The organism is Phyllobacterium sp. CCNWLW183 (assembly GCF_037203775.1).
GTDB classification, from domain to species: domain Bacteria; phylum Pseudomonadota; class Alphaproteobacteria; order Rhizobiales; family Rhizobiaceae; genus Phyllobacterium; species Phyllobacterium ifriqiyense.
On the sequence record NZ_JBBCBN010000001.1, the window covers coordinates 943,077 to 965,292 of the forward strand.

21 protein-coding genes are annotated in these 22,216 nt (G+C 52.0%); 14 read left to right on the plus strand and 7 right to left on the minus strand.

Annotation, left to right across the window (positions count from 1 at the left end; genetic code table 11):
• Positions 1-96 precede the first annotated feature (96 nt).
• Positions 97-567, plus strand: coding sequence for a winged helix-turn-helix transcriptional regulator (locus V9K95_RS04465; RefSeq protein WP_115052442.1), 471 nt, complete (start codon positions 97-99; stop codon positions 565-567).
• On the opposite strand, the gene V9K95_RS04470 is transcribed toward V9K95_RS04465, so the two are convergent.
• Positions 564-1,625, minus strand: a complete 1,062-nt coding sequence (locus V9K95_RS04470; RefSeq protein WP_336439723.1) for a glycosyltransferase family 4 protein — start codon at positions 1,623-1,625, stop codon at positions 564-566. The two genes, V9K95_RS04465 and V9K95_RS04470, sit on opposite strands and share 4 nt — an antisense overlap.
• 5 nt (positions 1,626-1,630) lie before the next feature.
• Positions 1,631-2,104 (minus strand): transcription elongation factor GreA, encoded by a 474-nt coding sequence (gene greA, locus V9K95_RS04475; protein ID WP_115052440.1) that lies wholly within the window; start codon positions 2,102-2,104, stop codon positions 1,631-1,633.
• A gap of 285 nt (positions 2,105-2,389) precedes the next feature.
• Here greA and V9K95_RS04480 point away from each other — a divergent pair, with 285 nt between their 5' ends.
• The 3 genes from V9K95_RS04480 to V9K95_RS04490 all read left to right on the plus strand — a co-directional run bounded on the left by V9K95_RS04480 (position 2,390) and on the right by V9K95_RS04490 (position 5,543).
• Positions 2,390-3,535, plus strand: a complete 1,146-nt coding sequence (locus V9K95_RS04480) for a PQQ-dependent sugar dehydrogenase (RefSeq protein ID WP_336439722.1) — start codon at positions 2,390-2,392, stop codon at positions 3,533-3,535.
• Positions 3,536-3,609: 74 nt separating this feature from the next.
• Positions 3,610-4,515, plus strand: a complete 906-nt coding sequence (locus V9K95_RS04485; protein WP_336439721.1) for a DMT family transporter — start codon at positions 3,610-3,612, stop codon at positions 4,513-4,515.
• Positions 4,516-4,694: 179 nt separating this feature from the next.
• On the plus strand, positions 4,695-5,543 hold the full coding sequence (locus V9K95_RS04490; RefSeq protein ID WP_370878726.1) for an extensin-like domain-containing protein: 849 nt from the start codon (positions 4,695-4,697) through the stop codon (positions 5,541-5,543).
• On the opposite strand, the gene V9K95_RS04495 is transcribed toward V9K95_RS04490, so the two are convergent.
• The gene (locus V9K95_RS04495; protein ID WP_115052437.1) at positions 5,540-6,724 is read right to left on the minus strand and encodes a low temperature requirement protein A; all 1,185 of its coding nucleotides are present in this window, start codon (positions 6,722-6,724) and stop codon (positions 5,540-5,542) included. The two genes, V9K95_RS04490 and V9K95_RS04495, sit on opposite strands and share 4 nt — an antisense overlap.
• A 259-nt stretch (positions 6,725-6,983) precedes the next feature.
• Here V9K95_RS04495 and V9K95_RS04500 point away from each other — a divergent pair, with 259 nt between their 5' ends.
• The gene (locus tag V9K95_RS04500) at positions 6,984-7,406 is read left to right on the plus strand and encodes a VOC family protein (RefSeq protein WP_307279477.1); all 423 of its coding nucleotides are present in this window, start codon (positions 6,984-6,986) and stop codon (positions 7,404-7,406) included.
• A 63-nt stretch (positions 7,407-7,469) separates the two neighbouring features.
• Here V9K95_RS04500 and V9K95_RS04505 read toward each other — a convergent pair whose 3' ends face one another.
• Complete coding sequence (locus tag V9K95_RS04505; protein ID WP_115052435.1) at positions 7,470-7,859, minus strand: acyl-CoA thioesterase; 390 nt, start codon at positions 7,857-7,859, stop codon at positions 7,470-7,472.
• 161 nt (positions 7,860-8,020) lie between these two features.
• On the opposite strand from V9K95_RS04505, the gene V9K95_RS04510 reads away from it, so the two are divergent.
• The 5 genes from V9K95_RS04510 (at position 8,021) to uvrB (ending at position 14,856) form a co-directional block, all read left to right on the plus strand.
• A complete protein-coding gene (locus V9K95_RS04510) occupies positions 8,021-9,217 on the plus strand; it encodes a mandelate racemase/muconate lactonizing enzyme family protein (protein ID WP_336439720.1) in 1,197 nt (398 codons plus the stop codon).
• Between the two features lie 140 nt (positions 9,218-9,357).
• Complete coding sequence (locus V9K95_RS04515) at positions 9,358-10,527, plus strand: alpha/beta hydrolase (protein WP_336439719.1); 1,170 nt, start codon at positions 9,358-9,360, stop codon at positions 10,525-10,527.
• Between the two features lie 80 nt (positions 10,528-10,607).
• Positions 10,608-10,895: a SemiSWEET family sugar transporter gene (locus V9K95_RS04520; protein ID WP_336439718.1), complete on the plus strand. Its 288-nt coding sequence runs from the start codon at positions 10,608-10,610 to the stop codon at positions 10,893-10,895.
• Positions 10,896-11,017: 122 nt separating this feature from the next.
• Complete coding sequence (locus V9K95_RS04525; protein ID WP_336439717.1) at positions 11,018-11,923, plus strand: HNH endonuclease; 906 nt, start codon at positions 11,018-11,020, stop codon at positions 11,921-11,923.
• Between the two features lie 116 nt (positions 11,924-12,039).
• Positions 12,040-14,856, plus strand: coding sequence for an excinuclease ABC subunit UvrB (gene uvrB, locus V9K95_RS04530; RefSeq protein ID WP_336439716.1), 2,817 nt, complete (start codon positions 12,040-12,042; stop codon positions 14,854-14,856).
• Between the two features lie 7 nt (positions 14,857-14,863).
• Here uvrB and V9K95_RS04535 read toward each other — a convergent pair whose 3' ends face one another.
• Complete coding sequence (locus tag V9K95_RS04535; protein WP_115053227.1) at positions 14,864-15,448, minus strand: TetR family transcriptional regulator; 585 nt, start codon at positions 15,446-15,448, stop codon at positions 14,864-14,866.
• Positions 15,449-15,567: 119 nt separating this feature from the next.
• Between V9K95_RS04535 and V9K95_RS04540 the strand changes: the two genes are divergently transcribed.
• Positions 15,568-16,872, plus strand: a complete 1,305-nt coding sequence (locus V9K95_RS04540) for an MFS transporter (protein WP_115052431.1) — start codon at positions 15,568-15,570, stop codon at positions 16,870-16,872.
• A 9-nt stretch (positions 16,873-16,881) separates the two neighbouring features.
• Here the strand turns inward: V9K95_RS04540 and V9K95_RS04545 are convergent, their stop codons facing one another.
• Positions 16,882-17,466: a TetR/AcrR family transcriptional regulator gene (locus tag V9K95_RS04545; RefSeq protein WP_336439715.1), complete on the minus strand. Its 585-nt coding sequence runs from the start codon at positions 17,464-17,466 to the stop codon at positions 16,882-16,884.
• 156 nt (positions 17,467-17,622) lie between these two features.
• Between V9K95_RS04545 and V9K95_RS04550 the strand changes: the two genes are divergently transcribed.
• Both V9K95_RS04550 and V9K95_RS04555 read left to right on the plus strand, forming a co-directional pair.
• The gene (locus V9K95_RS04550; RefSeq protein WP_336439714.1) at positions 17,623-18,651 is read left to right on the plus strand and encodes an NAD(P)-dependent oxidoreductase; all 1,029 of its coding nucleotides are present in this window, start codon (positions 17,623-17,625) and stop codon (positions 18,649-18,651) included.
• Positions 18,652-18,753: 102 nt separating this feature from the next.
• Positions 18,754-20,271, plus strand: a complete 1,518-nt coding sequence (locus V9K95_RS04555) for an ATP-binding protein (protein WP_336439713.1) — start codon at positions 18,754-18,756, stop codon at positions 20,269-20,271.
• Here V9K95_RS04555 and V9K95_RS04560 read toward each other — a convergent pair whose 3' ends face one another.
• Positions 20,272-20,973 carry an HAD family hydrolase gene (locus V9K95_RS04560; RefSeq protein WP_115052427.1) on the minus strand — a complete coding sequence of 234 codons (702 nt, stop codon included), beginning with the start codon at positions 20,971-20,973 and terminating at the stop codon, positions 20,272-20,274. It lies immediately after the preceding gene.
• Positions 20,974-21,101: 128 nt separating this feature from the next.
• Here V9K95_RS04560 and V9K95_RS04565 point away from each other — a divergent pair, with 128 nt between their 5' ends.
• Positions 21,102-21,971 carry a lytic transglycosylase domain-containing protein gene (locus V9K95_RS04565; RefSeq protein ID WP_336439712.1) on the plus strand — a complete coding sequence of 290 codons (870 nt, stop codon included), beginning with the start codon at positions 21,102-21,104 and terminating at the stop codon, positions 21,969-21,971.
• The last annotated feature ends 245 nt before the right edge of the window (positions 21,972-22,216 follow it).

Sequence of the window (22,216 nt, forward strand, 5' to 3'; positions counted from 1 at the left end):
AATGAACCTGTTTGCAACCGCCGCGCGATGCATTACACAGCGTCAGGAATCGCCTATGGTGATCGTCAAGCTTTGGGATGGGGATAGATAAAAATCATGCCTTTGAAGGCGGACCTCGACGCTATCGACTGGAAAATCCTGAAACAGCTGCAGGAGAATGGCCGTATCACCAATGTTGAATTGGCTGAACGGGTTGGTATTTCTGCGCCACCCTGTTTGCGTCGCGTTCGCAAGCTGGAGGAAAGCGGCATCATACAAGGCTACCGCGCGATTTTGAACGGGGCGATACTTGGACAGGATATTGTAGCATTCTGCATGATCCGGCTGCATCGGCAGTCTGATGCCGATTTGAAAAGTTTCGCAGAGAAAACCAAGAGTTGGACCATTGTTCGACGGGCTTGGATGGTTTCTGGCGAATCCGATTTTCTGCTGCATTGCGTATCAGCCGATCTTAGTACTTTCCAAAATTTCGTTATTGAAGAGCTGACATCAACGCCCAATGTTGACAGCGTGCGCACATCTCTGACGATCCGATCTGTCAAAAACGAACCATTAATGGTGCTTTAGACTATCTGATGACCGGAAAAAATCTCTTCATAGGCTTCAAGAATATTTGAGGCTTCCTTCTGCAGCGGAAAATTTGCCCGCACGTGAGCAAGCCCGGCTTTTGCTGCCTCTTCGCATTTTGCGGGATCAGCCAGATATGGCTTGATGGCTTGCTCAAGAGCGCGCCCGTTACCAGCAGGTACAACCGCACCGGTTTCGGGCGTTACCATTTCCGCATAGGCTCCTGCATCACTGGCAATAATGGCCGTCTGCGAAGACATGGCTTCGAGCGGCGTCAGGCCAAAGCCCTCATTACGCGACGGGGCAACATAGAGCGTCATTCTTCTGTACCAGATACGTACGTCCGGAACTTCACCGAGAAACAATATCCGATCGTGCAGATTTGCAGCGGCTATGCGCCCACGCAGTTCTTTCTCGAAGCCAGCGAACTCATGGGTTGTCCGGCCAGTCATTACTGCCGTCCATTCGGGATATTGAGGTAAAAGACTGATCATCGCATCAACGAAAAGGTCAGTGCCTTTCGACGGGCGAATGCGACCAGAGCACCCCACGAGATATTTACCCGGCAAGCCCGAAGCCGAAAAACGATCCTCCGCGTTTTGTGGCGGATGAAACTTTTCGGTGTCGACCCCGTGCATAATGACTCGGTGCGGAACCTTGAGAAAGCTTCCTGATCTACCGCTTGTTGCGATAACACCGTCCATCTGCCGGATAAGCCATTTGGTAAAGGGCCTATGATCACGCTGAGCAGCTGACGTAAATAACAGCTTGAACTTCATGCGTAGAACAGAGCGTAGAATGATGCCTGCGACCATCTCGGTATTGCGCCGTGCGTGCCAGATGCGGAATGGTCGATTATGCGGCTTGGACCAAGCGCCCAGTAAATCGACCCAGCCAATATGCGGCAGCGTAGAGGGAAGACCCGGCCCTATTGTAACAATTCCAAGACCGTTGGCTCGTTGCAGCGGAACAAGTTGAACGATTGTCGAGGTGACCCCAGAGAGCTTGCGCTTCAAATTTGGGGCTATCACCTCGACATTGTTTAATGATTCAGGCACGTGCTTCAGATAAATTTAAATCCGACGATCTCATAAGACCGCGCACCACCAGGGGCATTCACTTCAATCGTATCGCCTTCGCTCTTACCAATCAGGGCACGAGCAATTGGTGACGAAATGGATATGCGACCAGCCTTTGGATCTGCTTCTTGATCACCGACGATCTGATAGACTTTCTTGTCTTCAGTATCTTCATCGATAAGCTCAACGGTAGCGCCAAATTTGATCTTGTCGCCCGACAGCTTGGAAATATCGATGATTTCGGCGCGGGCCGTATAATCCTCAAGTTCGCCGACGCGTCCCTCGTTGTGGCTCTGCGCTTCCTTGGCGGCATGATATTCTGCATTTTCCGACAGGTCGCCATGGGCGCGCGCTTCAGAAATCGCCAGAATAATCCGTGGCCGCTCTTCCTGTTGTCGAAAGCGCAGCTCCTCCTTGAGCTTATCAAAACCAGCTTGAGTCATCGGGACCTTTTCCATGCCCTCTCCTTTCGTAGTCAATGTTGGGTTGCCCTTTCCCGGGCCTCGCAACACAAAAAGAAAACGGTCGCCAAAGTTCAAAGACTTCGGAACCGTTCAGTCAGTCGTTCTTTAATATAGCACTGTTTGCCGCAATTTCACGAAGAAAGTGGAAAAAGTCGCACCCACGTTACGCTTACACGATTTCAGGCACGAAACGAGCCAATTCACACCACTGTGAGACGACGGTGACCTGGATTACATGCAAAATCGCAACGCAATGCCAAATTTAGAGGAGGTCGAGGCATGAGACGGAATTATAAAGTAATGACCGCAAGCCTGTCGGCACTTCTTTCCGCGCTATCACTACCGGCAGAAGCAAAGGATTTCAAAACCCAGACTGTCACCGTCTCCGCAGAAACCATCGCCGATGGTCTCGATCACCCATGGGGCCTCGCATTTTTGCCTGACGGCTCGCTGCTCGTGACCGAACGTTCGGGAACAATGAGGCTAGTCAAGCAAGGGAAACTCTCCGAGCCTATCGAAAATGTTCCGGAAGTCTGGGCAAATGGCCAAGGCGGACTGCTTGACGTAGCCTTGGCCCCAGATTTTTCGACCAGTAATACGATCTACTTCACTTACTCCCAGCCCGGCCAAGGTGGCGCGGGCACGGCCCTTGCCAGCGCGAAGCTCGTGTACGGTTCTGATGGTACTGAACTTGAAAACGTTCGTACCCTGGTGTCGATGAGCAAAAGAACAAACAAGGGTCAACATTTTGGCTCTCGGATCGTGATCTCGCCCGAGGGCAAGCTGTTTGTCACGATGGGTGAACGGGGCGAGCAAAAGCGGGCACAGGACTACATGGACCATGCCGGCTCCGTATTGCGCGTCAATGCGGACGGGACAATTCCCTCTGACAACCCTTATGCAGACGGAAAAAAGGCTTTGCCGGAAATCTGGTCCAAGGGCCATCGCAATCCGCAGGGCGCAACATGGGATCCATTAACCCACTCTTTGCTCACCCTCGAGCATGGCGCAAAGGGAGGGGATGAAATCAATCAGCCGCAAGCCGGAAAGAACTATGGCTGGCCGGTAATAACCTATGGGGTGGACTATTCGGGAGCAAAAATCGGCCAAGGCACCGCAGCCGAAGGTTACGAACAGCCCTTATACTATTGGGATCCGTCAATCGCGCCATCGGGCCTAGTTGCTTACAGTGGCAATATGTTTCCAGAGTGGAAGGGTGATTTGCTTGCAGGCGCCCTCAAATTTGAAATGCTTGTACGTCTTGACCGCGACGAGAAGGGCAAGATGAAGGGTGAAGAACGGCTCTTCGAGGGAGAGTTCGGACGTATCCGGGATGTGCGCGCAGCGCCGGATGGATCAGTCTATCTGCTTACAGATGCGAGCAATGGAAAAATTATCAGGCTGACCCGCGCTTCTGATGGATGATGCGCTTGCCGTGTTTCATCCCAGTGGATAGAGATGGCGTCGACGCTTTAGCCGTTACAATCAATGGGGATATCATGACGCGCGGGCGTGCCAATTTACTTCTTCTTGCAGCCGGAGCCATCTGGGGTCTTGGTTTCGTCGCTCAATCAAGTGCTATGCGGGGCGTGGAAGCTTTTATGTTCATCGGCCTGCGGTTTCTTCTGGCTGCTCTTACCGTGACACCGCTTGCATTTCGCGAGGCACGCCTTGCAACCGGGAAGCTGGAACCAAAGGATTATTTGGGATTCATTTTCATCGGGACACTGCTTTTCACTGGTGCCGCGCTGCAGCAGGTTGGTTTGGAAACAACCTCCGTCACAAACTCAGGCTTTCTCACTGGTCTTTATGTGGTGATGGTGCCCTTCCTAGCGGTTGTCCTGTTCTGGCAATGGCCTCACCCGATCGTTTGGCCTTGCGCATTGACTGCTCTAACCGGAATTTACTTGCTATCGGGAGGCAATGTAGAAGGACTGTCTGTCGGCGATTGGCTGACCATAGCTTGCGCGGCCTTCTGGGCGCTGCAGATTATCTTCATCAACCGGCTCGCTGTTAAAAGCGGTCGACCGATTATGTTGTCGCTCGTGCAATTTCTCGTCTGCGCTGCGCTTGGCTTGATTATTTCAAGTGGCACCGAGCACAGCAATGTTTCCGATATTCTTTCGGTTGCGCCTCTCATTATCTTTGCCGGCATTTTTTCTTCCGGTATCGCCTTTACGCTGCAGGCAGTTGGCCAGCGCTTCACAACATCCGCGCAGGCCGCGATCATGCTGTCATCCGAAGCACTTTTCGCGGCGCTTTTCGGGGCAATGCTTCTTGGCGAGACAATATCGTTTCGTGGAGCAATTGGCTGTGCGCTCATCTTCACCGCCATGATCGCCGTAGAGCTTATTCCAGCTTTGCGGAACCGATCTTCAATGGATCGAGCCTCAGTCTCGCCATAAGCCTTAACGGGGACGCTGACTATTCCTTTACAATTTGACGCTATTTTTGCGTGCAATTGACCCGATTTCGGGCAAAAGGAAGTGGTGACATGAGTTGTGCGTTGTCGTCCCCCAAGCGCTCCTGGCGTCTTTTGACTTTTGCCGCTTTAACGCTTTCGGCTTCTTTAAGTGCGTGCGGAATGGGGGATGTTAGACGCCCCTCCGCAGATGTCGGCAATCCGCAAGACGTGATCGCCACACAACCGCAGCAGGATATGCAGCCCCAAGCTGAAGAGAACTATGAGCAGGTCGTAACTGTTGCTCCTGCGCCCCCCGAAACGGAACAAACCGAGCAACCTGAAGATGGAATGCAACCGCTTTCCCGGGCTGAAGAGCTGCCCGTGCAAAACAGTGAAAACGCTTCCGAAGAAAGTTATGGTTATCCCGGCAGCATCAGTGATCCGATATCGCGCGGTGAAAGCACATTTGCAATGTCCGGCAGCGAGGTTTCATGCCGAACACAGCTTAAACGGCTCGGCGTGGTTTTTCAGGAACGAGAGCCGATCAATGATGGCGGTGTTTGCCGCATCGACCATCCTCTAAAGGTCAGCGGATTTGCCAGCGGGCGAATAAAACTGAAACCAGCCGCCACCCTGAATTGTCAAATGACACTCGCCTTCGCCAAATGGGTTAAAGGCGATCTGTCACCCTCCACTCGTCTGCGTTACCTCTCAGGCATCAATACGATTCATCAGGCATCCAGTTATTCCTGCCGCACAATGAGCAATCAGCGTGGACGGGCCATGTCGGAGCATTCAAAGGGAAATGCGTTGGATATTGCCAAGGTCACTTTGAACAATGGGAAGGACATTAAAGTTCAAAAGCCGGGATTGTTCTCATTTCGCCAGCGCGGCCTGCTCAATAGCGTGCGCTCGGACGCCTGTAATTACTTCACCACGGTCCTTGGGCCAGGCTACGACATCTTCCACCGCGACCATTTCCATTTTGACCTTATGGATCGTCGCAGTGGAAAGCGTTCCTGTCGTTAGGCGTGGTGTTGGTCGTTGGGCCTGCCTTTCAATTCCCAGATCGTCACAATGATCAAAATGAGGCTGGTGAGAAGGCCTAGCATGAGCGGCGACATATGGCTGGCAAAACAAGCAAGTACTGCACACAAGCCCAGCCCCACCATATGGGACAATGGCGGGCGCCCGGCAATATAGAATTTGAACAGCAGGTTTCCCAACAGATAGAGAGCTGTTCCGCCGATTGATGTCCATATGGTCGCTGTCTCAATGTGACCGGATGGATGAGCAAGTATCAGTTCATCAGACACAGCAACCACGATGATTCCTGCAACCAGAAGGACGTGAATGTAGGTATAAGCAATGCGGGCAACACGACCTGGATCGTCCGTTGCCGTGATCTTATGGTGAGCCGCTGATTGCCCGACATTGAAATAGACCAGCCACATTGCGACTGACGCCGTGAATGTCGTCAGAAATGCGGAGAAAGAAATGAGATTCCAGTGTTGTTCGGCAAAGGTCGCCCCTGAAACAAGAATGGATTCTCCGAGCGCGATAATGATGAACAGAGCTGCGCGTTCAGCCATGTGATCGCCATCAATGTCCCAATCCGCTGTAGTGGATGAACCCAATCCCGGCGTACGGAAACCAAGTGCCGGTCCGCCAAGTTCGACCGCCAACGCCAAGCCCCAAAAGAATATTCGATGTTCAGGGTCAGCGAGTCCACCAGCGATCCAGAACATTCCCGATATTGCCAGCCATATCGAAATACGCAGAAAATTGCGGAAATTGCTTTGGTTATGACGGCGAACCGCCCATAACATAAACAGCGACCTTCCAAGTTGCATGAATACAAAAGCAATCGCAAAAATCAGGCCGCGCTCGCCAAAAGCTGTTGGAATGGACGTGGAAAGCACCAGCCCGGCAAGCATAAGAACAAACAACATGGCGCGTATCGGGGGTTTGGAAGGGTCCATCCAGTTTGTCACCCATGTGGTGTAAACCCAAACCCACCACACTGCCGCGAGCAGGAGCGCGCTTTCAACGAGGCCTTTCAATGTCAGATCGTGCAGAAGCAGGTGCGAAATCTGCGTGATGGCGAATACGAATACCAGATCAAAGAACAGCTCTACGAAATCGACCTTTGAACTATCTTTCGCATTCTTCTTGCGGGAGTAGTCACGAATTGCACCCGAAAAAACCACTCTTCACCTCATGAAATCAAAAAAAGAACACGCCACTACAATCACAGTTTACGGCAACGGCTCTTGTATGCCGCAAAAATCTTATAATACCTTATTGCAGAGACATTTTCCTCTGTCACCAGCACACTCTTTGACCAATAAAGCCGAACATTCTTTCAAAAAGAGTTCATTCGACAAACGCTCCTGACAAACAGGGCTTGCTCCGGCTTTTGCCTATCGTGTTAAATGCCGGCTGACTCGTAACGTCGCGGAGAATGCAATGAATTTTACCGACCGCTATCCCATTATTATCACTTCTCAAAAAGAAGCGTGCCGGGATTTCTGGATTAAACATCTGGGCTTCGTCAGCGGTTTTGACAGCACATGGTTTTCATGGCTCTCAGCAGAGGAAGGCTCAGCGTCCATTGCCTTCATGACCCCTGATCATCCATCATCGCCTCCGGGCTCGGAGAGTTTTAGCGGGACCGGAATATGCTTTGAACTGCAGGTTGACGATGCTCAAGCGGCCTTTGAAAAAATTAGCGCTACCGGCCTGAAAATCGAATATCCAATTACCGACGAACCATTCGGCCAACGGCGTTTCGGTTTCCACGATCCATCGGGTCTGTGGATTGACGTGGTTGAACAGATCGAAGCCCAGGCCGGTTTCTGGGATAAATATATGATCGGCAGTCAAGGCTAGCAAATTTGACTTTTGCATGCCATCCGATCGCAAATTACGCGAATGTCAGAACCCACGCAGCCATCAAATTTCTGCTGGCACGGGCGTGGGGTGACCCTCTTTGTCGAGCGCAACCATCACAAAGTCGGCATAAGTAACCCGCTCCATTAAATCGGAAAGATAGCGCTGTGCCCAAGCCTCGACCTTAAGAGTGATTGACGTCCGCCCGACATGAGAAATATGGGTATAAACGCAAAGCGTATCCCCGATCTTGACCGGCTTGGCGAAAGCCATTTCCTTAACAGCAGCGGTTACGACGCGGCCCCTCGCCCGTTCCGCCGCCCGGATACCGCAGGATAAATCCATCTGCGCCATAACCCAACCGCCAAAAATATCGCCTGCTGCATTGGCGTCTGCGGGCATAGCCAGTGTACGAAGCGTCAACTCGCCGATAGGCTGGGTCTGTTCGGTCATTTACAGTCTCCAAGGCAATTTTAATTATGTATCTTCTCTGTTCTGGTTGCCGCCATCTTGTCCGGAAACTGTCGGAAACCTGATATCCCGGGTCGTTACGCGGTTTCCGCAATAGGTCAAGCCTCGCATAGTCTCTTGTAAGGCAAATGTCTGGAGAAGCCATGAAAATTACCGATGTCAAAACTTTCGTTGTCGGCAATCCACCGCCTTCATTTGGAGGCACATGGTTTCTTTTCGTCAAATTAGTCACAGATTCCGGTGTTATAGGCTATGGCGAGGCATATAACTCCACGATCAGCCCGCAAATTATGCGGAAAGTGGTGGAGGATATAGCCGAACGCTGGCTTATTGGCGAAGACCCGCATCACATTGAGAAATTCTTCAGACGTGCCTATTCCGGCGGATTTACACAGCGCCCGGACGTTACTGTCATGGGGGCCGTGTCAGCACTTGAGATGGCCTGTTGGGATATCATTGGCAAAGAAGCCGATAAACCTGTTTACGAACTGCTCGGCGGCCGAGTCCACGATAAATTGCGCAGCTATACCTATATCTATCCAAAGCCGGAGCTTGGCGAAACTGCCGATATATACTGGAACGCCGAGGCTTCCGCAGAGCGGGCAGCGGAGTATGTCGCGCAAGGCTATACGGCAGTGAAATTTGACCCCGTTGCCCCCTATACATCGTTCGACCCACGCCAGCTGTCTCTGGAACATCTCGAACTAGGTGAAAAATTTGTGCAGCTTGTGCGTGATGCAGTCGGTGCAAAGGCCGATCTCCTGTTCGGGACCCATGGACAGATGACCCCCACCAGTGCTGTGCGGCTTGCCAAGCGGCTTGAGCCCTATGATCCATTGTGGCTGGAAGAGCCCGTGCCGCCCGATATGCCGGAAAATATGGGATATGTTCAGCAACACACCTCTATCCCGATCGCCGCCGGTGAACGTCTGACCACCAAGTATGAGTTTCAACGCTTGCTGGTGAACCGCGCGGCCAATATCCTCCAGATGAATCTCGGGCGTGTTGGTGGTCTACTCGAAGCGAAAAAGATCGCCGGTATGGCCGAGACCTTTCATGCGCAAATTGCCCCACATCTTTATTGCGGGCCAATTGTGGGCGCAGCAAATATTCAGCTAGCAACCTGCAGCCCCAATTTCTTGATCCTGGAGTGCATCCAGGCCTTTGGCGGATTTCATGCAAAAATCTTGAAAAAACCTATTCTATGGGAAAACGGCTACGTCATTCCCTCGTCCGAGCCCGGGCTTGGTGTGGAATTGGACGAAGCGGTCGCGGAAGAGTATGCCTATCATGGGCATGAACTCCATTTAAATATGGGACGCAATCCATTGATAGTCTGAGTTTTTGCAATTTTAAATGTTGGAAATTTGTCACGCTGGTGAGCAATTACGGGTTTAATTTATAAGATAATATGGGATTTCAGTTGCAGTAATCGGCGATTGCTGTTTCAAGCTCGGTGATGGTAGTCCGGAGTTCAGCCATGACACTTTCGCGCTTGTCGGCATTACTGCTTCTCATGTTTGTTTTGTCTGGTTGCGGCGGACGCGCGGTGCTTGGGCTGGATGCAAGTGGCGTGGTCAAAGCCAATGCTGCCATTCCTGCCCCGGTTCTCAACGACAAGGCTGGTCCAAAAGCCGTTATACCGGTGTTTGTTGCGACGAGTCGCGAGCGCTCAGACAATCTTTCTTTGCCTTATTCGGCCAAACGCTCGCCGAAATTGAATTTCTCCCGGATTGATATTGGTATTCCTCCTACCCACAAGAACGGGCAGGTAGAAAAATCGAGCACCAAGCCTAATCCGGCACGCAACTTTGCCGCCACGACATTCCAGCCTTACGATACAGGGGCGGTCTTCGTTGACAGGATCAATGCTGAACTTGCAAAACGTCCAGCAAACCAGCGCGAACTTTTTATCTTTGTGCACGGCTACAACAACAACTTTGCGGACAGCGTCTTTCGCGCAGCTCAAATGAGCTATGATTTTGGCATTCCAGCCGTCACAGTTCACTATTCATGGCCCTCCGCTGGCTCGCTTGGCCTTTACGTCTATGATCGCGATAGCGCGACTTTTGGACGGGACGGATTGGCTGAAACCTTGCGACTTGCCGCCAAAACCAAAGCCAGCAAGATTCTGCTTGTCGGACATTCCATGGGTACATTTGTCGTTATGGAAGCTCTGCGCGAGTTGGCAGAGAATGGTCAAACAGATGTTTTCCGTCGGATGTCAGGTGTAATGCTCGCGGCACCTGATATAGATATCGACGTTTTCCAGGCTCAAGTTGCCGACATAGGCCAGTTGCCAAAGCCTTTCACTGTATTGGTGTCACGCGCTGATCGGGCACTGAACGTATCAGGACGAATTGTTGGCGGGCACCCGCGCGTTGGTGATGGCTCAAGTATTTCCATGCTGCAAAAACTAGGTATCGTTGTACTTGATGCTTCTGATCTTGATGGGGGCGCGCACGGTGTTTTTGCAAGCTCTCCTACGCTCATGAATATGGCTCGAAGCGGTCAGCTTTCCGAACGTGTTCTTGATGGCGATGAACGCTCGGCAGGACAGGCTGTGTTGGCCGACGGCACATCGGTAATCACGGGTGCAGCGTCACTGGTGATCTACTTGCCGGGACGACTTTTAGGTGTTGTACGATAACAGAAGAAATTGTTATGCACGGGCAACTCTAACGTCACGATTCCGCTATATTTCGCAGTGAATCCTCGCATATATATTCTTTGCAAAAAACTCTTTTGAAAGTACGCGCCGTGCCGCTTCATGTTGAACTCATTGGCAGCCTTGCTGCTGTCATAACCACCATGGGTTGGATTCCACAGATCATAAAAATCGTGAGACACAGGGATGCGGCGAGTATTTCCCTCGTGACAAATATCACCTTGGCCTTGGGTGTGTTTCTCTGGCTTTGCTATGGCATCATGATCATGTCATGGCCCGTTATGGCAGCGAACGGAATGACGCTGCTGCTGATTCTCGCAATTCTTGGCCTCAAGCTGCGGTATGGCTGAGCGCTCAACCGATGTATGGATTGCATGCCTATATAAAATACAATTGCAGGTAAGTTTCGCTTGTCGCGTGACACCATAAGTTTGGAACGTATCAATGTTTCAACAGGTTATTTTCAAATCGCATGCCCGCAGTATTCCAGATCAGATCAAACCAAGAGTCCACAACTCCAATTTACGAATTTTTTTACTTTGAGAAGAAGTACTTACCTATAGTAGAGCTAGTTCTGAATGACTGGATAATTTACTATTCGCCAGCCAAGCGAGCTGGTGAATTTGGCAATAGAACGACAGGATATTTCGCAACTGCCCGTATCGTCTCCGTGGAATTCTCCGTCGGCAAGGATGGGTATTGCGCTGCCAAATTGGTTGATTTTTGCGAATTCCCAAGCGTTCCCTTTAGCGTCACATCGCCAGACGCTCTCACCAAGTTTTACTTTGAGCAAAATATGCAGCAATCAGATGGCAGTTTGAACAAACATGCCAGTCAACAGCGCGTACGTCTTCTGTCCGTTGAAGAGTACAACAGAATTATGGAATCGGCTTTCAATGAGCACATGAACCAAAAGAAGGCAGAAGTCCCCACCGCCCCCCACTCTGGCTTCGCAGAAGATCCATCTGAACCTTTGTTGCGAAGCCGTTTCATAACCTCACGTGCGCTGCGTGACCGCACATTCAGCAAAGCTGTGGGGGAAGCCTACGGATGGAGATGCGCAATGACGGGAATTCATCTGCGTGCAGCGGATGGCGGTCACGAAGTCGAATGCGCCCATATCAAGCCAGTTAAAGATTCTGGGCCGGACGCGGTTAGCAATGGAATACCATTACTACGGACCTTTCACTGGCTTTTCGACAAAGGTTTTATCTCGGTTGAATCCGACTACCGAATTGTGAAGTCATCGCGGTATTATCACCCGAAGATAGACAATTTGATCAATGAATCCGGCAGAATCATGCTGCCGAAAGACGTGCTCGTACGTCCGCATCCCGATTTTCTTCGCTACCATCGCGAGCATGTGTTCAAACCGTAAAGTAGCGCTCTATCCTGACATGCTACTGACAGCCTTATGTCAGTAGCATGTTCTAATATATCGCTTTTGAGGGCGTGCCTCTTTCCATTTGTATAGACTCTCACCATATTAAGCCTATGGCAAAATCCCCTGACAAATATAAGCTCGACGGTTTCGGCGAAGCGCCCCAACCTGAACTGGAAGGCACCCCGCTGACTGGCTCAATTGGTGACTGGGCTGCCCAAATCACCGAGGAAACCAAAAAATCACAACCTAAAGCTGCCAAGGTCAAAAAGACGTCAGGCGACAAATCAAACGCGAGCAGGACATCTCGCGGAACCTCCATTGGCGGATCATCCGATCCTAAAATCCGCGCAGCAGCAGGTCTTAATCCGGTTGCCGGGCTTGATATTAATCTGGAGGACGCATCCAGCATTGCACCGGGCGGTGCCACCGCGACCGTTGCCGCGCTTTCTGCTCTGATCGAAAGCGGTAATCCGCTGTTTAAGAACGGCACGGCATGGCAGCCGCATCGACCGGCTAGACCAGACAAATCTGAAGGTGGCATATCCATTCAGATGGAAACTGAATTCGTGCCGTCTGGTGATCAGCCAACGGCGATACGCGACCTGGTGGCTGGCATTAGCGATAATGATAAAACCCAGGTTCTTCTTGGTGTTACTGGCTCGGGTAAAACTTTCACCATGGCGAAGGTGATTGAAGAAACCCAACGCCCTGCCCTTATTCTAGCGCCGAATAAAACCTTGGCAGCTCAACTTTACGGTGAGTTCAAGTCCTTCTTTCCCAACAATGCGGTCGAGTATTTCGTTTCATACTACGACTACTATCAGCCGGAAGCCTATGTGCCGCGTTCCGACACCTATATTGAGAAAGAATCGTCGATCAACGAACAGATTGATCGTATGCGCCATTCGGCAACTCGGTCGCTTCTCGAGCGCGATGATGTGATTATCGTCGCCTCGGTCTCGTGCATCTATGGTATCGGTTCAGTTGAAACCTATACCGCAATGACCTTCGAAATGAAGATCGGTGACCGATTGGATCAGCGTGCGTTGCTCGCTGATCTGGTTGCACAGCAATATAAGCGGCGCGACATGGATTTCACCCGCGGTTCGTTCCGCGTACGCGGCGACACGATTGAGCTTTTTCCGGCCCACTTGGAAGACCGTGCTTGGCGTATTTCGATGTTCGGCGATGAAATTGAAACGATAACAGAGTTCGATCCACTCACTGGCCAGAAAACCGGCGATCTGCGTTCCGTTAAGATTTACGCCAATTCGCATTATGTTACGCCGCGTCCAACGCTCAATCAGGCGATAAAATCGATCAAGGAAGAACTAAAACACCGCCTGGTGGAATTGAATGCTGCCGGACGCCTGCTTGAAGCCCAACGTCTGGAGCAACGTTGTACCTTTGACATTGAGATGCTTGAGGCAACAGGATCCTGTGCGGGCATTGAAAACTATTCCCGTTACCTGACCGGCCGCCAGCCGGGTGAACCACCGCCCACACTTTTCGAGTATATTCCTGACAATGCGTTGGTTTTCATCGACGAAAGCCATGTCACGGTTCCGCAGATTGGCGCGATGTATAAGGGCGACTTCCGCCGTAAAGCGACCTTGGCCGAGTATGGTTTCCGCTTGCCCTCCTGCATGGACAATCGCCCATTGCGGTTTGAGGAGTGGGATGCGATGCGTCCGCAAACCGTTGCTGTTTCGGCGACGCCGAGCAAATGGGAAATGGAAGAATCTGGCGGTGTGTTTGCCGAACAGGTTATCCGCCCGACCGGCCTTATTGACCCTCCGGTGGAAGTACGTCCAGCCAAATCACAGGTGGATGATGTACTGGGAGAAATCCGCGAAACCTCTGCCAAAGGCTATCGTACCCTCGTAACGGTTCTCACCAAGCGCATGGCAGAGGACCTGACCGAATATTTGCATGAACAGGGGATACGCGTCCGCTACATGCACTCTGATATTGATACGTTGGAGCGTATTGAGATTTTGCGCGATTTGCGCCTTGGTGCATTTGACGTATTGGTTGGCATCAACCTGCTTCGCGAAGGTCTCGATATTCCGGAATGCGGGTTCGTTGCCATTCTTGATGCGGACAAGGAAGGGTTTCTGCGTTCGGAGACTTCATTGATTCAGACGATTGGTCGCGCTGCACGTAATGTCGACGGCAAAGTCGTGCTTTATGCCGACAATATTACCGGCTCCATGGAGCGGGCGATGGCGGAAACCAATCGTCGCCGCGAAAAGCAGGAAGCATATAATACGGAACACGGCATAACGCCTGCCAGTATCAAGAAGAATATCGGCGATATTCTCAATAGCGTCTATGAACGCGATCACGTCCGCGCTGACATCTCCGGTTTTGTCGAAGAGGGTGCAATGATGGGCAATAATCTCAAGGCCCATCTTGAACATCTCATGAAACAAATGCGGGATGCGGCGGACGATCTGGACTTTGAAGTGGCTGCCCGACTGCGCGACGAAATTAAGCGCTTGCGGGAAATGGAGCTTGCCATTTCGGACGATCCAATGGCTCGAGAAGTGGAGATGGAAAGTCCTGTCACTGGCCGCACCAAGGGCAGACATAATGCCGGTCGCTCGGTGCATCGCGTGGTCACCGATGAAAGCGAGGCGAACACTGCGCTCTTTCGCAAACCGCACCTCGACGAAATGGGTGGTGATACAACTCGCCCTCTTGGACCTGGAGTTTTCCGTAAAAATTCACTGGATGAAATGACCGTCGGGCGCACCGAAAAGCCTGTCATCGGTAATGTTCCGGAGAAACCCGCTTTCACGGGCACGAACCGGAATGACCAGACGATCATTCGCCGCGAACGTACCGGAGCGGGTTCATATGAGGACTCTAGCGATGCGCGTAAAAAGCGTCGCCCCGGAAAAACAGGTCGGCCAGGTCGATAAGGACGACCTATCGGTCGTCGCTTTCCGGTCCAAAAATCACACTGCCTGCGCTTAATATTTCATCGGCAAAAGCCGGATCATTAACGGCGCGGGCCAAGACGACGGCACCAACCAAACCGGCCATGGTGGCAATAGCCTTTTCCCGCTTGTCCTTGTCAGTCTTACCCGCAGTTACGCTTGCAAGGATTTCGAGCAATTTCTTGGTGCCATCAGTGAAATTCGTCTGAACATCACCACCGTGCCGCGCAATATCCGGCGCTAACATCGCCATGGTGCAGCTATTGGCAAGTCCACCCGAATGATATTTTGCCAGATATGATGATACAATCGCAGCTAGCGCATCCTCAGGTTCTTGCTGTTCAGTCAAGGCGGACCATTTTTCCGCAGATCGCTTCATCGCCTCATCGCAGGAAACTGCGATCAGGTCATCCTTTGATGCAAAATGGCCATAGAACCCCCCATGGGTCAGCCCGGCACTTTTCATTAAATCAGCTACCCCAATTCCATCAAAGCCTTTCTGACGGAACTGCTGGCTTGCAACTTCTATGATACGGGCGCGGTTTTCCGCTGCCTGATCTTTACTGACACGCATGCTGCGGTCCCCTTCAAAACAACTATTGACAAAATATATGATGATCGTCATGAATAGTCAAACATGATGCCCATCATTTAAGCGGCAGCAATCAGCAGCCCATTGTTGAAAGACCTGACATGATCTCCAATCCGCTCGCAGCCGCCCTGGCGAAGCGTAACTTCCACTACGGCTGGGTGGTTGTTGCCGTTACTTTTTTGACAATGCTCGTAACGGCGGCCGCTGTCGGCGCTCCCGGCGTACTGATTGTCCCGCTCGAAAAAGAGTTCGGTTGGGAGACAAAGGAAATTGCAACAGCATTTTCAATCCGGCTCCTGCTGTTCGGCCTGATGGGTCCGTTTGCAGCGGCGTTCATGAACTATTTTGGTGTCAGGAAGGTCGTTTGCGTCGCGCTAATCCTTATCACTGGCGGTCTCTTTGCATCGCTTGCAATGACGGAAATCTGGCAACTCATCCTGTTGTGGGGCGTAGTCGTTGGTTTCGGTACAGGTCTTACCGCAATGGTACTGGGCGCAACGGTTGCAGCTCGGTGGTTCACTGAGCGCAGAGGACTTGCCCTTGGTATGCTGACGGCGAGCTCCGCTACGGGCCAGCTAGCTTTCATGCCGCTTATGGCTTCTCTTAGCGAAAATTATGGTTGGCGAACTGCCATTATGCTGATCTGTGGCTTGTTGATTGTTGCAGTTCTTGCGGTCTTTTTCCTCATGCGTGATCGACCTGCGGATGTTGGTCTGCCCGCCTATGGCGACAAAGAGGTTGTCCCCACGCCTCCGGTCACGGGAGGGCTTATCACCCTTATCACCATGCCGTTGATCGCCCTGAAGGACGCCTCACGTAGCAGCACCTTTTGGGTTCTATTTGCGACCTTCTTCGTCTGCGGGGCGAGTACCAATGGTCTTGTCGGAACACATTTCGTTGCCATGTGCGGTGATTTCGGCATGGTACCGATAATGGCAGCCAGCGTTCTGGCAATGATGGGCTTCTTTGATTTTTTCGGTACAATCGGCTCCGGCTGGCTTTCCGATCGCGTAGACAATCGTTGGTTGCTTTTCTGGTATTATGGCCTGCGTGGTCTTTCGCTCCTGTACCTACCTTACTCGAACTTTTCATTCTATGGCCTGTCACTTTTTGCCATGTTCTATGGGCTGGACTGGATTGCGACAGTGCCCCCGACAGTCAAACTGGCAACTGATCGCTTTGGCCGCGAAAAGGCGGGGCTGATCTTTGGCTGGGTTTTTGCGGGCCACCAATTGGGCGCCGCTTCCGCGGCCTATGGTGGCGGGTTCGTTCGCACCGAATACCAGACCTATATGCCCGCATTTTTCGTAGCAGGCATATTGTGTTTGATCGCCGCTCTGTTGGTGTTAACTCTTAGCAAGCACGGCAAGCCAAATCCTGTTCTGGAGACTGTTCCTGTTAATTAACGGGCAAATCTATTTGGATAACCAAGTGACGATGAGCGACTGCAGCACCGCAGCAGCCGCTTTTTCTTCAAGCTTATCGCGGATCATTTCGCGTGAAATTGCTTCTGCCGCGCCAACGATTCCAACACAGCGCAAGCGAAGATCGTCTGCAGTGATTTTTGTATATGGCGCGAGTATGGAACAATAGAGATCGACGTAGCTGTCGATTAGGCCGCATTGGATTTCATCCATAACCTCGTCGCCTCTAAGAGCCGCAGAAATGGATGACCATTCTGCTCCAATGGCCTGATAGCATGCCATATAAGCATCGCTCACGACACGGGCGACATCTTCCAACCGCTTGGGCGCTTCTGCAATCGCAGCGGCAAGCTGGTCGATTTGCTGCTGATCAAGTTGCTCGAACAGAGCAATGAGCAATCCACTACGCGTCCCGAAGTGCTCGTAGGCAATCGGCTTGCTCACACCTGCCTTTTCAGCAACGTAGCCAAGGGTCAAGGCATCAGTACCTTCGTCTCGAACGATATCGAGAGCAATCGATAAAAGCTGATCGCGGCGTTGCGCCTTTGGCATCTTCTTGGCAGCGGCTAGTCCCATTTCGCATTCAACCCTGATTTAACAAACGGCAATATTGGTCCCTCGGCATCTTGCAATGTTACCAATAGTAACTTACTAATAGTAATATGAACTATCGGGAAAGAAAATCCCAGCCAACGTTTAACCATTGTCCAGTTTAAAGCAGGAGTCGAGGCCATGCCACTATCCATCACCGATCCCGTATTAATCATCGGCGGATCAGGAGTTGTCGGTGCAAAAGCAGCGCAAATACTACGCAAATTATATCCGGATCTGCCCATTGCCATCGGTGGTCGTAACTTGGCCAAAGCGCAACGCGTCGCTGACGGGATCGGTCACGCGCAAGCTGTCAAAATTCACTTGGAACGCGATGATCTGGGCCAGATCGATGGTACCAACTACAGTGCAATTGCAGTCTTCGTAAAAGACGCGACGCTCAATAGCATGAAATATGCTCAGGCGCATGGTTTACCCTACCTCAGTGTGTCGAGCGGAGTTTTCGAAGTAGGACCTGAAATGGCACTCGCTATCAGTAAGCCGAACGCAGCTCCAATATTAATGGCGAGCAATTGGCTTGCGGGTGCTGCAACATTTCCGACTTTGCAGGCCGTACGTAAGTTTAAAACTATTGACAACATCTCAATCACAGTCGTGCTTGACGAAGAAGACATGGGCGGACCAGCCGCTCTTGCGGACTACCAACGGCTTACAGAATCGGCACCCAATCCACTCCTCCTAGTGGATGGACACTGGCAATGGATAAATGATGACGATGCCAAGCGGCAATTTGTGGATATTGACGGCACAATATTAGAATCCACGGCCTATTCGCCGCTGGATGTCCTCAGCCTATCGGCAGCTACAAATGCCAAATCCATCCGTGTTGGCCTTGTCTATGGCACTTCGGCCAGCCGCAGACGCGGAGAAGCTTTTTCAACTGAGATCGCTATCGAGATCACTGGTGAATTGGTTACCGGCGAGCGTGCTGCGATTCGGCTTGATATTGTGCACCCGGAGGGACAGGCTCCTCTCACTGCGCTGCACGTGGCGCTTAGCGTTGAACGTCTTCTTGGGCTGCATGGCGGCGAACCCGTAAAAGCCGGACTCTATCTGCCGGACTCTCTGATAGATGCTGATTATATCGTTGATCGGATGAAAGAATTCGGCGCAATTTTTCAGGAGAACGTCAAACCAGCTGTGGGTTAAATCTGCAAAATACGAGAACGCTCAAGCATCCGGCGTGAAGGAGTGCTAGACAAGCCGCGCGCGAAATTTCGCGCGCGGAATCATATCAAGACTGGAGAAGCGATGAAGGTCGATATCGACATGGGAGCAGCGCCAGCAGGCGCAAAGGCCATGCTCGACCTTGAAGAGCTTTTGGCAACACGCTTGCTTGTTCAGGGCAATTCGGGTTCTGGAAAGTCTCATCTCCTGCGCCGCCTTCTTGAACAGAGCGCGCAATGGGTTCAGCAATGCGTCATTGACCCAGAAGGCGATTTTGTCACGCTGGCGGACAAATATGGTCATGTCATTGTTGATGGAGCTCGTACGGAGAACGAGCTGACACGGATTGCCGCCCGCATCCGGCAACACCGCGTATCGGTGGTTCTGGATCTTGAGGGTCTGGATGTAGAACAGCAAATGAGATGCGCCGCAGCCTTTCTTGGCGGGCTATTCGATGCAGAGCGAGACTATTGGTATCCAATGCTGGTCGTCGTGGACGAGGCCCAGCTATTTGCACCAGCCGTAGCTGGTGAAGTTTCGGACGAAGCTCGTAAACTTTCGTTGGGCGCGATGACCAATCTCATGTGCCGTGGACGCAAACGCGGCCTAGCCGGAGTGATCGCAACCCAGCGACTGGCGAAGCTTGCAAAGAACGTAGCCGCAGAAGCATCCAATTTTCTAATGGGGCGCACATTTCTCGATATTGATATGGCGCGAGCAGCAGATTTGTTGGGTATGGAACGTCGCCAGGCAGAGCAGTTTCGTGATCTGGCTCGGGGTCATTTCGTGGCGCTAGGGCCTGCTTTATCACGCCGACCGCTTCCGGTTACCATTGGAGCCGTCGAGACATCAGCGCGCTCTTCCAGCCCCAAGCTTACCCCTCTTCCCCAACCGGGTGACGATGCCCGTGATCTTATATTCATACCAGCTCCGGAGGAGCGTCGCGCTGTGGTGCGCAAGACGCACACGCCGCCTGCCCCCACCCCCACAGCGGATATCCTCAACCAGCTGACCCAGGCCAAGGCTATGGCGCAGGCAGAGTCGCCCGCGCCAACCTTGTTTCCTGAAATCGACGAGGCCGAACGCAACAGTCTTATCGAGGCGGTCATGCATGAAATGCTCAATGATCCCGACGCGTCCTTCCGCACCGACGCCGTATTGTACCAAGATTTTCTTGTCCGCTGCCGCATTCGCCGCGTTCCGGGAGATCAGCTCTCACTCCCCGCATTTCGGCGCAAATTGGCTGTCGCACGCGCTGGAATTGATGGAGAGACCGCGCAAAGCGAGCCCTGGCAGCAGGCACTGGAACTTTCAAAGAGCCTGCCAGACGATGTTCAAGGCGTTTTCTTCATTGTGGCCCAAGCGGCCGTCACCACGAGTCCATGCCCTTCTGATGCAACGATAGCGCGAGCCTATGGTACGCACTCGGCCCGCCGCGCGCGACGGCTGCTAACCTATTTTGAGGAACAGGGCTTGGTCGTTGTACGTACTGATTTTACGGGTAACCGCGTGGTGGCGTTCCCGGATTTAGGCTGCGAGACAGCAGCGGGCGATCCCAACGGACCGGACGAACAGACCCAAGAACAATACGCGGCCGAATAATCAGCCTATCTCCTCAAGGAGAGTAGTGAGCTGGCCTAGATGTTCTATCTGGCGAAATCGCGGATTCTCGATCGGGGCTTCAACATGCTCCAGCACCCAAGTAAGTTCGTGGGGCACGAATATGCCCCACGCTCCAGCTTCAATCGCGGGAACGATGTCGGATTTTAGTGAATTGCCGATCATCAAACCCCGCTCGGCACCGTTGCCATGCCGGCTGAACACACGCTCATATGTACCAGTGTCCTTGTTACTGACGATTTCAATTGCATCAAAGAAATCTCCCAGTCCGGATTGAGCCAGCTTGCGCTCCTGATCGAATAGATCCCCTTTCGTGACCAACACCAGCTTGTAGCGCCCAGTCAGTTGCTCAAGTGTTTCCGCCACATGGGGTAAAGTTTGAACCGGATGACGCAGCATTTCACGCCCAGCATCAAGGATTTCGGCGATAATTGTTGCGGGCACCTTTCCCTCAGTTACCTCTACGGCTGTTTCGACCAATGAAAGTGTAAAGCCCTTGATCCCAAATCCATAGGACTCCAGATTGCGTTTCTCGACCTCAAGCAGCCTCTGGGGTAGATCGGCGATATCAGCATAGGGCGCCAAGAGATTTGCAAAATGCTTTTCTGACGAACGAAAAAACTGCTCATTCTCCCAGAGCGTATCGTCTGCATCAAAACCAATCGTTGTAACGGAGAGCGGCATAATATTTCTCTTCAATCTGGATGGCTACACTGGCCATCCGGTAGCAACGGAATCGTAAACCAGTACCTTTTATCAGAAATATAAGCGTGCTTAATGCTCAATATCGTTCTCCAGGTTGAAAGGCCATTGTGACCCGTTACAGATCGATTGCCGTACTTGTGGCTGGCGGTGTTTTAGCCGCCTTTGATGCATTTGCTGCGGACAATCCGTCTGTTTCAATTCCGGCTGCACCGTTACCACCCAGCGTTACCCAAATTTGCGCAGCCATAGCGACGAATGCGGATGGTCATGGTGTTCCTCGGGACTTTTTTGCCAGACTGATCTGGAAAGAGAGCCGGTTTGACGTGTCCGCAACAAGCCCAGTCGGAGCGCAAGGGATCGCACAGTTCATGCCCGGAACCGCAAAAGAGCGCGGCCTCGCCGACCCTTATGATTTTTTGCAGGCGCTTCCTGCTTCAGCTAAACTATTGAAAGATCTCCGAAAAGCATTTGGAAACTGGGGTTTGGCTGCCGCTGCCTATAATGCAGGCCCCACAAGAGTTTCCCGTTGGATATCCAATGGAGGCTTCCTCCCCCTGGAAACCGAAGAATATGTGCTCGATATAACCGGAATTTCAGCCGACGATTTTTCAACCGGTGCCGAAATCAAGCAGCTCCCGCTCAACAGCAAACTCAATTTTGACGCTGCTTGCAGACAGCTGCCAATCGTACGGTTTGCGACAGTCTCGATGGCGCAGATCAAGCCAAAGCCTTGGGGTATCCAGATCGCCGGAAATTTCAGGCAATCTGCGGCCATACGTCAGATGCAGCGATTAAAGCGAAACTTCCCCACCATTCTCGACAAGCATGAACCGATCATCAGCCGGAAACGTTCAGCTATGGGCAGGCGCGGAATTTACGCGGTCCGCATCGGTGCCGATAGCCGCGGGGAAGCCAACCAAATCTGCGCACAACTGCAAAGTGCTGGTGGCGCCTGCATCGTTACGCGTAATCGTTGACGCCGAAGCAATTTTATTGGCTAGCCGTTAGCCGAAAATGCGGAGCACCGCGAGATACTCTCTATAAGCAAAACTTGCTCTAGCTCGCCACGTAACAGGCATAGGTTTGCAACATACATATAACGACGTAATTTCTACATGCCTTGCTCATAGCGGCAACGCATTTCTACCTATTCACTCAAGTGGTAGAAAAACTTTTGCTTGCCAAAAAAGACTTATTCTAGCAGTCTCAAAGCGTTCGGGCA

What these genes read in the sequence shown, in the direction of transcription:
- V9K95_RS04550 (WP_336439714.1), top strand. Translation starts at nt 17,623, where the DNA reads ATGCCACTATCCATCACCGATCCCGTATTAATCATCGGCGGATCAGGA.
- V9K95_RS04500 (WP_307279477.1), top strand. Translation starts at nt 6,984, where the DNA reads ATGAATTTTACCGACCGCTATCCCATTATTATCACTTCTCAAAAAGAA.
- V9K95_RS04535 (WP_115053227.1), bottom strand. Translation starts at nt 15,448, where the DNA reads ATGCGTGTCAGTAAAGATCAGGCAGCGGAAAACCGCGCCCGTATCATA.
- V9K95_RS04540 (WP_115052431.1), top strand. Translation starts at nt 15,568, where the DNA reads ATGATCTCCAATCCGCTCGCAGCCGCCCTGGCGAAGCGTAACTTCCAC.
- V9K95_RS04560 (WP_115052427.1), bottom strand. Translation starts at nt 20,973, where the DNA reads ATGCCGCTCTCCGTTACAACGATTGGTTTTGATGCAGACGATACGCTC.
- V9K95_RS04545 (WP_336439715.1), bottom strand. Translation starts at nt 17,466, where the DNA reads ATGGGACTAGCCGCTGCCAAGAAGATGCCAAAGGCGCAACGCCGCGAT.
- greA (WP_115052440.1), bottom strand. Translation starts at nt 2,104, where the DNA reads ATGGAAAAGGTCCCGATGACTCAAGCTGGTTTTGATAAGCTCAAGGAG.
- V9K95_RS04490 (WP_370878726.1), top strand. Translation starts at nt 4,695, where the DNA reads ATGGGGGATGTTAGACGCCCCTCCGCAGATGTCGGCAATCCGCAAGAC.
- V9K95_RS04505 (WP_115052435.1), bottom strand. Translation starts at nt 7,859, where the DNA reads ATGACCGAACAGACCCAGCCTATCGGCGAGTTGACGCTTCGTACACTG.
- V9K95_RS04515 (WP_336439719.1), top strand. Translation starts at nt 9,358, where the DNA reads ATGACACTTTCGCGCTTGTCGGCATTACTGCTTCTCATGTTTGTTTTG.
- V9K95_RS04480 (WP_336439722.1), top strand. Translation starts at nt 2,390, where the DNA reads ATGAGACGGAATTATAAAGTAATGACCGCAAGCCTGTCGGCACTTCTT.
- V9K95_RS04510 (WP_336439720.1), top strand. Translation starts at nt 8,021, where the DNA reads ATGAAAATTACCGATGTCAAAACTTTCGTTGTCGGCAATCCACCGCCT.
- V9K95_RS04465 (WP_115052442.1), top strand. Translation starts at nt 97, where the DNA reads ATGCCTTTGAAGGCGGACCTCGACGCTATCGACTGGAAAATCCTGAAA.
- uvrB (WP_336439716.1), top strand. Translation starts at nt 12,040, where the DNA reads ATGGCAAAATCCCCTGACAAATATAAGCTCGACGGTTTCGGCGAAGCG.
- V9K95_RS04555 (WP_336439713.1), top strand. Translation starts at nt 18,754, where the DNA reads ATGAAGGTCGATATCGACATGGGAGCAGCGCCAGCAGGCGCAAAGGCC.
- V9K95_RS04525 (WP_336439717.1), top strand. Translation starts at nt 11,018, where the DNA reads ATGCCCGCAGTATTCCAGATCAGATCAAACCAAGAGTCCACAACTCCA.
- V9K95_RS04485 (WP_336439721.1), top strand. Translation starts at nt 3,610, where the DNA reads ATGACGCGCGGGCGTGCCAATTTACTTCTTCTTGCAGCCGGAGCCATC.